This is a genomic window from Chloroflexota bacterium, assembly GCA_026389585.1.
GTDB lineage: Bacteria > Chloroflexota > Dehalococcoidia > UBA2247 > RBG-13-53-26 > JAPLHP01.
In genome coordinates this window covers 1-9149 of record JAPLHP010000018.1, presented here as the reverse complement: position 1 = coordinate 9149, position 9149 = coordinate 1, and the positions used below count along the sequence as shown (strand labels likewise).

The following is a 9149-nucleotide window of genomic DNA, read 5'->3' as shown; positions in this document are numbered from 1 at the left end:
TCCTTCCGTGCTCTAATATCCATTGGCTAGCTTTCATCTCCTTCACCACTTAAGCTAGCCCAATTCTCCCCCATTTCGGTTACCTTTTACATGAGTCAACCACCATCCCTTCGGTTACATTTTAGATGAGGCAATTCGGCTTCTTCCCAAGCTCAGTGTAGTGTGATATCATAGGAAAGATCAGAGTGGATTCAGGTACTGAAAATCAGATACTGAAGGGTGGGTATCATGGAATCGAGACTCAGTCGAGCGGACATAGTAATTGTCGCCGCTGGGCACAATCCAAGCATAATAAGTCCTGAATGGCTCAAAGGCAATTCCGTCATAAGCGAATCCCCTAGTCAATTTGTTCACACACCAGACTTCTCTGTTTTCGAGTCTGAGTCCTTTTCATTGATTGTTGATCACCAACGTTTGCAGATTGTGGCCAAGAAGCAGAGTGAGTCATCAATAATATCTCTGGCAACTGTTGCTAGTAAGTATGTAACCCTTCTAATGCATATCCCATACAAATCACTAGGGCTGAACTTTCTGTGGAGTGTTGAGACTAATAGCAATGCTAAACTTCCAGATATAACTCTAAGGCTTAATAATAATGACCCAGCCCCAGTTTTCTCTGGGCACAAGGTCGCCTTTGGTGGAATCATCTATGCACAGAAGGAGCCATACGTGCTTAAGCTCACTATCGAACAGCAAGGTAAAAACTGCCTTGTGCACAACTTTAACTATCACCATGAACTCGCATCTGTACCCATCAATGATATTGTAGGGCTAATTAACTCCTCTGTGGCACGTTTCAAAGATTCATCCGCTATCATCAATGCGCTCTATTTGGACAAAAAGTAAGTAGTTGTTAGGAGTGCATATACATATATGAATACTCAAGGTCTAGGATTCAAGACAAGAGTACCAGATGATGAAGAAAAGACCAGTTCCCAAATGTGCTGCTGGGACACTTGGGGAACATCTGGTGATGTGCAACACCTCAACCTTAGGACAAATATCACCACGGCTTTCCATAGCTTTTACCAAAGGGCATCGCAGACTTACTGGGGAGAAGAAGGCGAAGATTCAGATATACCTAAATATCAACCCCTTGTCCTTTCTAACTGGGGATCAGCCTATTCTAGAATGTATAAAGACATAGTAGTTGCTGCTGCCGGTAAAATCGGGCAAACCTTCTCACTCTATCCCACAACAGAAATGGCTACACTTGAGAGTCCCTATGATCTGAGGGATAGATCAGAAGTTATGACATTTGTTGCCTGTAATCTCTTTCTAATTTCTCTCCTGCAACAGATACCAGAACAAGTCAAGAGATACTTTGGAAAATCTACTCGACTGTCTCTGGAAGTGATTATCGACCAAGAAGAGAAGAGCGATAAGGAATTGATAGTTTTCATCTGTACTGACCTTTCACCTAATGAGGCTTTTGTGAAGCTCAGGGCATTTGACCATGATTGGTGGCTAGGTGTCATGGCAGACGCCCGAGGAAAGCTATCAGTTCACGTGGAATTTCAATGAGTTTTGATTGGTCCCAATACTTGAGACTAGCCGACGAACTTGCTGGGAAAGGATCGACTCCGCCATCTCAGGAGGCCAAATTGCGTTCTTCAGTCAGCAGGTGTTACTACGCAGCCTATTGCACAGCAAGGAACCACTTACGAGATATCGATAGAATACCTATTCCCCCAGATGATACTCATAAGTTTGTTAGGGAGAAGTTCATAAACAGTAGAGATACACCACGCAAGCAAATTGGGGTGTCTCTGGATCGTCTCCGAATAGATAGGAATAGGGTGGATTACGATGATGTCATAGACACGCGGAGATGGTTGCCCTTGACCACAGCAATGGATTTGTTAATGTCACAGCAAGTTATCTCCGATATAGGCACCCTCTGACCTTAATCGGAATTACCTAACCTACCCAGTTCTGAGTGTCTCTACATCATCCACGTCAGCAGAACCAAACCATTTGGCTTAAAATCTTCCCATCAACCTCAACTTAGCAGAACCGAAGAGTACGAGAGTTTGCCCTTTGCCTTTACCGTGTGATATACTTTGCCCAAATTGAATAAGAGACGCAGGGGTGCCCCGACGGTGACTAGGGGCTTAATTGGGTAGCAAGTCCGGTGAGACTCCGGAGCAGGCCCGCCTGCTGTAACTCGCCTAAGGCGAGAAGCCAGAACGCCCACCCCTATCCGTCCTGAAGCCTCCGCTGGGAAAGGGGGTGGGACTATGACACGGGCACCACGATAATCCCCTTGGCCTTCCGGACAAGGGGATTTATTTTTTCGGCTTCCGAGCTATCAAGGAGGTTCAATTGAAGAGGTCAATCTCAGTTCAATTTGTATTTGTGTTGCTGCTTATGGCGCTTCCTATATCGGCTTTGAGCTGTCGTTCTGAGGCAGCGGCCGTAATCACTGCGGTGGACGATGCTTCGAGAACGGTCTACATCGAACAAACGCCGCAGAGGGTGGTCTCTCTGTCACCCAGCATCACAGAGATCCTCTTTGCTATCGGTCTTGGCGATAAGGTGGTTGGCATCACTGAACACTGCGACTACCCTGAGGCAGCCAAGGCCAAGCCCAAAGTCGGCGGGTATTTTACTACCAGCCTGGAGGACATCCTGGATAAGGACCCGGACCTCATCTTGACGGACGGCTATGATCCGGTGATGCAGCAGATTGAGGGGTTGGGCATCCCCATGCTCGTTCTTCAGCCGGAGGACATTGACGGTATTTTCAAGGACATCGATCTGGTGGGCAAGGTGATGAACAAGGAAGAGGAGGCAGCCAGGCTGGTGGATAGTCTCCAACAACGACTGGACAAAGTGGCTGAAATTAAAGCCAGCGCAACCAGCAGTCCAACTGTGTTTTACGAAATAGATGCCACCGACCCGACCAAGCCATGGACTGCGGGGCCGGGCTCGTTTGCGGATATCCTGATTTCCCTGGCGGGTGGCAGCAACATCGTCACGGAGAGCGGGAGTTGGCTTCAACTCAGCCTTGAGAAACTGCTCTCTGCCAACCCGGATATCATCATCCTGGGCGACTACCCCTATGTGACACCGGAGCAGGTGGAGGAGAGGAGTGGCGTCTGGCAAGATCTGACGGCAGTCAATCTGGGAAAGGTCTATGCAGTCAGCGACCCCAGCCTGACCAGCCGCCCCGGGCCCCGTATCATCGACGGGCTGGAGGAGATTGCCAGAATGATCCACCCTGAGTTGTTCCCTTCCTAGCTGACCACGTAAAGGGGCGTTGATGCGATGGAAAGACAAAGTGAAGAAGTGATCAGGAATACGGTCAATGCCATAGCACCACTGGATGGGGAAGCGATGGCGCAAGCCAGGTCCAGGCAGGATCAACTTACCAAACCGAGGGGAAGCCTGGGCAGGCTGGAGGAGCTATCCATCCAGATAGCTGGCATCAGACGGGAAGCGGTACCACCCCTGGCCCAGAAGGTGATTATCACCATGGCCGGTGATCATGGTGTGGTCGCCGAGGGTGTAAGCGCCTACCCCCGGGAGGTAACGGCTCAGATGGTTTACAACTTCCTGCGGGGAGGTGCCGCCATAAATGTGCTGGCGCGCTGCACTGGAGCCAGGATAGTGGTGGTGGATATGGGGGTGGCAGCATCTCTGGCCCCTCATCCACAGCTAATCTTGAAGAAGGTGGGGCCCGGGACGGCTGATATGGCCAGAGGCCCGGCCATGAGCCGGGAGCATGCTCTCCAGTCTATCCAGGCCGGGATCGAAGTGTTCGAAGAGGAACTCAGCAAAGGACTGGACATCATTGGCACTGGTGATATGGGCATCGGCAACACCACTCCCTCCAGTGCTATCTGTACTGTCATAACCGGAGAGGCTGTGGAGGGTGTCACCGGCAGGGGAACCGGTGTGGATGACATCCAGCTTTCCCAAAAGATAGCGGTGATAAAGCAGTCCCTCCTGGTAAACCGCCCTGACCCCACAGACCCGCTGGACGTGCTGAGCAAGGTGGGTGGCTTTGAGATCGGGGGGTTGGCCGGGGTCATGTTGGGTGCTGCAGCACACCGCATCCCGGTGATCATCGATGGTTTCATCTCAGGGGCAGCCGCCCTGATCGCCACCGGGCTGTGCCCGGAGTTGAAAAACTACCTTATCGCCTCCCATGTCTCGGTAGAGGCGGGGCATCAGGCCATTCTCCGCCATATGGGACTCAAGCCTTTGCTTGATCTGGACATGAGGCTGGGGGAAGGTACGGGTGCGGCGCTCGGCATCTTCCTGGCTGAAGCAGCCGCCAGGATACTGGCGGAGATGGCTACCTTTGCCGAGGCTGGCGTCTCAGACAAAGAGGAGAAAGGCTAAGTGGGCTTTTTCGCAGCTTTGAGGTTCCTCACCGTGATACCGCTGCCGTCACGTCGGCAGGCAAGACCGGAAGAGGTGGGCCGCTCCCTGGGTTACTTCCCCCTGGTGGGACTCCTCCTGGGGCTCCTTATCATGGGGCTGGATCGCGGGCTGGAATTGGTGCTGCCCACTTCTGTGGTCAGCGGCCTTCTGGTGGTAGTCCTGGTGCTGGCCACGGGGGCGATTCACCTTGACGGCTTCATCGATACCTGTGACGGCCTTGTTGCCGGCAGAACACCCCAGCAGAGATGGGAAGTGATGCGAGACAGCAGGGTGGGGGCCTTCGGTGTGGTGGGAGCCTGCTGCCTTCTGCTACTGAAGTATGTTTCACTGGCAGGACTGCCGGAATCATCGAGGATGGCAGCGCTGGTGCTCATGCCCGTCCTGGGTCGCTGGGCAGTTGTCTGCTCCATATCTGCCTTCCCCTATGCCAGACCCGAGGGTTTGGGCAAGGCGTTCAAGGACGGAGCAACCTGGCCGGGGGTTGCCCTGGCTACCATAATCGCCCTGGCCGCCTCCGTGGGTTTTCTGCAACTCAAAGGACTGGCAATCATGTTCGGGGTAGGACTGGTGACCTTAACACTATCTCTCATTCTGAAACGCAAGTTCGCCGGACTCACCGGCGATACCTATGGCGCTGTCATTGAGGTTGCAGAGGTAACCGCCGTTATTCTGGCTATCGCTATACCTTCATGGAGTTGGTGAAACTGTGACCAGACTGATGTTGGTGAGGCATGGTGAGGTTGACGCGGACATGAGCCGCTACTGGGGGCACACAGACGTTCCCCTGAGTGTCGAGGGACTCAAGCAGGCCGGGAACCTCTGCCGCCGCTTGGCGAATGAGAAGGTTGATGCCGTTTACTCCAGCGACCTCAGGCGGGCAGTGGATACAGCCGCCGTCATTGCCATGCCGCACCGGCTGCCTGCGGTACCTTGCCCCGAACTTCGCGAGATCAACTTTGGGCGGTGCGAAGGCATGACCTTTGGCGAGGTGAAGGAGCATTATCCGGAAGCGGAGAAACTCTGGCTGGGTGCTGACCCTGAGCTCAGTTTTCCGGGCGGGGAGAGCCTGAGCACCCTGGCTGAAAGGGTGGAGGCGTTTGCTGCAAGGCTGCGCTGTCATCCGGCAGGTACGGTGCTGGTGGTGGCTCACGGCGGCCCGCTGCGGGTACTCATCTGCCGTCTGACGGGGCTCGATCTGTCCTGCTGGCAGCAAATCCAAATTGAGCGGGCATCCCTCTCCATCATGGAAATCGATGCCTGTGGAAGAGTGATCCATTTCTTGAATGACGTTTCTCATTTGCAAAGGAGGCAGGACATAGAATGACTGAAGCTATCAGCTCCTGGAGCGGCGGAAAGGACAGCTGCTTTGCCTGTTACCTGGCCCTGGCGCAGGGCTACAAAGTCACTCATCTGCTTAACTTCATATCCCGGGAGTTTCGGAGGGTCTCTTTCCACGGCACCCGGGCTCACCTGATCCGCCGGCAGGCGGAATCAATCGGCATCCCCCTGGCTCAATACGCGGCGCCGGATATGTCCCTTTATGAACAGACATTCAAGAAGGCTGTGTCTGCCCTGAAGAGCCGTGGTGCCGAGGCCATGGTCTTCGGCGATATCTATATTCAGGAGCACCGGGACTGGGTGGAGAGAGTCTGTGCCGAAGTAGGTCTTACCCCCATATTGCCCCTCTGGGGCAGGGAGACAGAAGGTCTCATGAAGGAGTTCATTGAGGCAGGCTTCGAGGCAGTGGTGATCTCAGCCAAGGCGGATATCTTTGGTGAAGAATGGTTAGGGCGGATGATAGACCATAGCTTCCTCACTGACGTGAAGCATCTGGCTCAGAGGAAGAGTGTTGACATCTGTGGCGAGAAGGGAGAATATCACACCGTCGTGCTGGATGGCCCCCTGTTTGGAAAGCGAATACGGCCAACTTATGGCAACAGGGTGCAGCGTGACGGCTACTGGTTCCTTGACATACCCCGGTCCAGGGTCAAATCCAAGTGACATGCCTGGTGTGAGGGAGGAAGATGGATAAGAGATGTATTCTCATCCTGGGCGGGGCCCGGAGCGGCAAGAGCCGGTTTGCCCAGGAGGTGGCATCGCGCCTGGGTGAGAGGGTGCTCTTTGTGGCCACGGCGGAAGCTCTGGATGAGGAGATGAGACAGAGGATAGAGGAACACAAGAAGGCCCGTTCTTCAAGCTGGCGTACTATTGAGGCACCTTTTGGCGTGGGGCGAAGAATCCGGGAACAGAGTGGTGATGCTCAGGTGGTTGTCCTGGATTGCCTCACTCTGCTGGTGTCCAACGTCATTGGCCAATGCAGCGGTGATTCTGCCCGGATCGACACAAAACTGGTGGATGAGAAGCTGTCATTGGAGGTCAGGGAATTGGCAGAGTGTATTGAGGGCACAGCGGCCAGCTTTGTCCTGGTGAGTAACGAGGTGGGTATGGGGCTTGTCCCGCCTAACAGGCTGGGACGGATCTACCAGGACTCTCTGGGCAAAGTGAATCAGGAGTTGGCTCAGCGTGCCGACACTGTTTACCTCATGGTTGCCGGTATACCAGTGATGATCAAAGGGCTGCAGGGCCTTTGAGTCCGGGAGGTATATCGAAGAAGGCGGGTACAAACCCGGGGCAGGCTGGAGCAAGGCACTCAGGGCGACTCGATAGAGACCCTGGTCATCACCACATCCTGCAGGGGCTTCTTATTGACGTCGATGGGGACGGCGGCGATTGCCCGGACAATGTCCAGTCCCTCGATGACCTGTCCAAAGACGGCATAGTTGCCGTCCAGATCGTGCTGAGCGCCGTCGCAGATATAGAATTGGGATGAGGCGCTGTCGCGATTAGAACTCCTGGCCATGCCCACAGCTCCGTCGGTGTGGCTTAAATCCTTATTGATCTCCAGCTTAATGGTTTGCTCTGATCCACCCATCCCTGTCCCTTTGGGGTCACCCGTTTGAATGACGAAACCTTTGATTACCCGGTGGAAGATCAGTCCGTCGTAGAAGCCGCTCTCGGCCAGCTTGATGAAGTTGGCAGTGGTGATAGGGGCCTTGTCTTCGTACAGCTCGAACTTGATGACGCCCATGCTTGTTTCCAGGACGGCGATGCGGTTGGGAGCGGCGGTACCACCGCAGCCTGCCAGCAGGATCGGTGACAAGGCCAGCATGGCTATCAAGAGAGGCCTGGAGTGTCTCCTCATGGCATTCAGCCGCCATGATAGGCCTGTTTGACGGCGATAGTCAAGTTCGGGCGACTTTGAAGGTCCACATGCGCCACTATTGTTAAAAACGCTATACTAATCAGGAAAACGGTATAGGGAGGGTAGCATGGCGAAGATACTCTACGAAGAGAAGACTTATCGGGAGATTCCCGAATCGATGGTAATCAGGCAGGCTGACGACGCCTGGCATCCCCTGAAAGATCGCCGCTACATCGAGTGGTGGTACTTCGACCTGATGAACGGAGACGGGAGCCTGGTCAGAGGCCAGCTATTCATTGCGGGCGATGTCTCCCGGCCAGGCAAGGTGGTGACCGGCGTCAGAGCCAGCTATGTGAAGACCGATGGGACGGAGATCACCATTGAAGAGAAGCATCCTTACTCCTCCTTCAAGGCTTCGACGGAGGTCTGCGATGTCCAGATTGGCAGGAACTTCATCAGGGGAGACCTCTCGCACTACGTGGTGCATATCGAGGGCGGAGAGAAGGCTCTTGACCTGGAGCTCGATTCCAGTGTCGGTGGGTTCACCAGCCATGCCTGCTTTGGCGATGAGACCAGGTACATGTACTGGGTAGTTCCCCAGCCGCACTGCCAGGCCCGAGGCTCCTTCAGAACCAAGGGGGAGACCTATCCCATAGAGGGGGTGGGCTATCGGGACCACAATTGGCTGAATATTGCCCCGATGGACCTGCTGGCATACTGGGACTGGGGGAGGGTTTATAACGAAGAGTACACCATTATCTTTGCTGATATAGTGACCACCGGCAGGATGGGGAGATCTGAGGTGAAACCGCTGCTGATCTACGACTCCCGCAAACTCGTTTACCTGACCACGGAGTCCAGGAAATGGAGTCTGGCCAAGTCAGAAATGAAACCGGATGCGGACACAGGAGAGGAGATCCCCTGGAAGCATGTGCTGCGGGTTAAAGACGAAGGGTTATCTCTGGAGATGACGCTGGAACTGCAGAGGGCCTTTCAGAGGATAGACCTGCTGGCTGATTTCAATCCGCTGTTGAGATTCCTTATCCGTACTTTCAAGGCAAAGCCTACTATAACGTCGTTCTTCTCGCTTGGCTTGGGGAAGATGGAGATTGACGGACAGCAGAAGAGTCTGCACTGCACGGCGATCCATGAGCTGGTGAAGAACCACTAGTGCCTGGCTATAAAAATAGGCGCTATTTGTTTTGTGAAGGGAGACCCTTCGGCTTCGCTCAGGGTGACATGCCGCATAGAAGTCGGGGTGACAAACCTCATAAAAGTCATGGTAACATGTCGCCCACTGTCATGATCACAGGTTTTGAAGTGTCATTCTGAGCGCAGCGAAGAATCTCGATTGTTACGCTGGCTTGTGCAACCAGGCATCAGGCCCAGCCCTCGGCGGCGAGGGCATCGTGCAGTTCATTCTCTTTTAGGGTCTGATACCCCGCCGCTTGCGGCGAATGAATTAGAATAGATGCATGAGCATCTATTTACACAAGAGCCACAATGTAAGCGTATTGTTGTATCATCTGGTGTTTCCAACGAAATACCGTCGGCT

At 53.8% G+C, this 9149-nt stretch carries 11 protein-coding genes and 1 riboswitch; of the genes, 10 read left to right on the top strand and 1 reads right to left on the bottom strand.

The genetic code is table 11. The annotated features are described in order from the left end of the window. The first annotated feature begins 228 nt into the window (after window positions 1-228). The 8 genes from NTZ04_01495 to cobU all read left to right on the top strand — a co-directional run bounded on the left by NTZ04_01495 (window position 229) and on the right by cobU (window position 6983). On the top strand, window positions 229-846 hold the full coding sequence (locus NTZ04_01495) for a hypothetical protein (GenBank protein MCX5990999.1): 618 nt from the start codon (window positions 229-231) through the stop codon (window positions 844-846). Between the two features lie 27 nt (window positions 847-873). Continuing rightward, the gene (locus NTZ04_01490; protein MCX5990998.1) at window positions 874-1524 is read left to right on the top strand and encodes a hypothetical protein; all 651 of its coding nucleotides are present in this window, start codon (window positions 874-876) and stop codon (window positions 1522-1524) included. Between the two features lie 548 nt (window positions 1525-2072). Then, window positions 2073-2216: riboswitch (cobalamin riboswitch) on the top strand. A gap of 109 nt (window positions 2217-2325) precedes the next feature. Beyond that, on the top strand, window positions 2326-3243 hold the full coding sequence (locus tag NTZ04_01485) for an ABC transporter substrate-binding protein (protein MCX5990997.1): 918 nt from the start codon (window positions 2326-2328) through the stop codon (window positions 3241-3243). A 27-nt stretch (window positions 3244-3270) separates the two neighbouring features. After that, window positions 3271-4350 (top strand): nicotinate-nucleotide--dimethylbenzimidazole phosphoribosyltransferase, encoded by a 1080-nt coding sequence (cobT, locus tag NTZ04_01480; protein MCX5990996.1) that lies wholly within the window; start codon window positions 3271-3273, stop codon window positions 4348-4350. Next, the gene (cobS, locus tag NTZ04_01475; protein ID MCX5990995.1) at window positions 4351-5094 is read left to right on the top strand and encodes an adenosylcobinamide-GDP ribazoletransferase; all 744 of its coding nucleotides are present in this window, start codon (window positions 4351-4353) and stop codon (window positions 5092-5094) included. Between the two features lie 4 nt (window positions 5095-5098). After that, a complete protein-coding gene (locus tag NTZ04_01470; GenBank protein ID MCX5990994.1) occupies window positions 5099-5716 on the top strand; it encodes a histidine phosphatase family protein in 618 nt (205 codons plus the stop codon). Next, entirely contained in the window at window positions 5713-6393 is a 681-nt protein-coding gene (locus NTZ04_01465; protein MCX5990993.1) for a diphthine--ammonia ligase, read from the top strand. Before NTZ04_01470 ends, NTZ04_01465 begins: the two co-directional genes overlap by 4 nt. 23 nt (window positions 6394-6416) lie before the next feature. Next, entirely contained in the window at window positions 6417-6983 is a 567-nt protein-coding gene (cobU, locus tag NTZ04_01460; GenBank protein ID MCX5990992.1) for a bifunctional adenosylcobinamide kinase/adenosylcobinamide-phosphate guanylyltransferase, read from the top strand. A gap of 59 nt (window positions 6984-7042) precedes the next feature. On the opposite strand, the gene NTZ04_01455 is transcribed toward cobU, so the two are convergent. Continuing rightward, entirely contained in the window at window positions 7043-7594 is a 552-nt protein-coding gene (locus NTZ04_01455; GenBank protein MCX5990991.1) for a peptidylprolyl isomerase, read from the bottom strand. A gap of 127 nt (window positions 7595-7721) precedes the next feature. On the opposite strand from NTZ04_01455, the gene NTZ04_01450 reads away from it, so the two are divergent. Continuing rightward, a complete protein-coding gene (locus NTZ04_01450; protein ID MCX5990990.1) occupies window positions 7722-8765 on the top strand; it encodes a hypothetical protein in 1044 nt (347 codons plus the stop codon). Window positions 8766-9069: 304 nt separating this feature from the next. After that, window positions 9070-9149: IS200/IS605 family transposase (locus NTZ04_01445; GenBank protein MCX5990989.1), on the top strand; the 80-nt coding region annotated here is incomplete at its 3' end.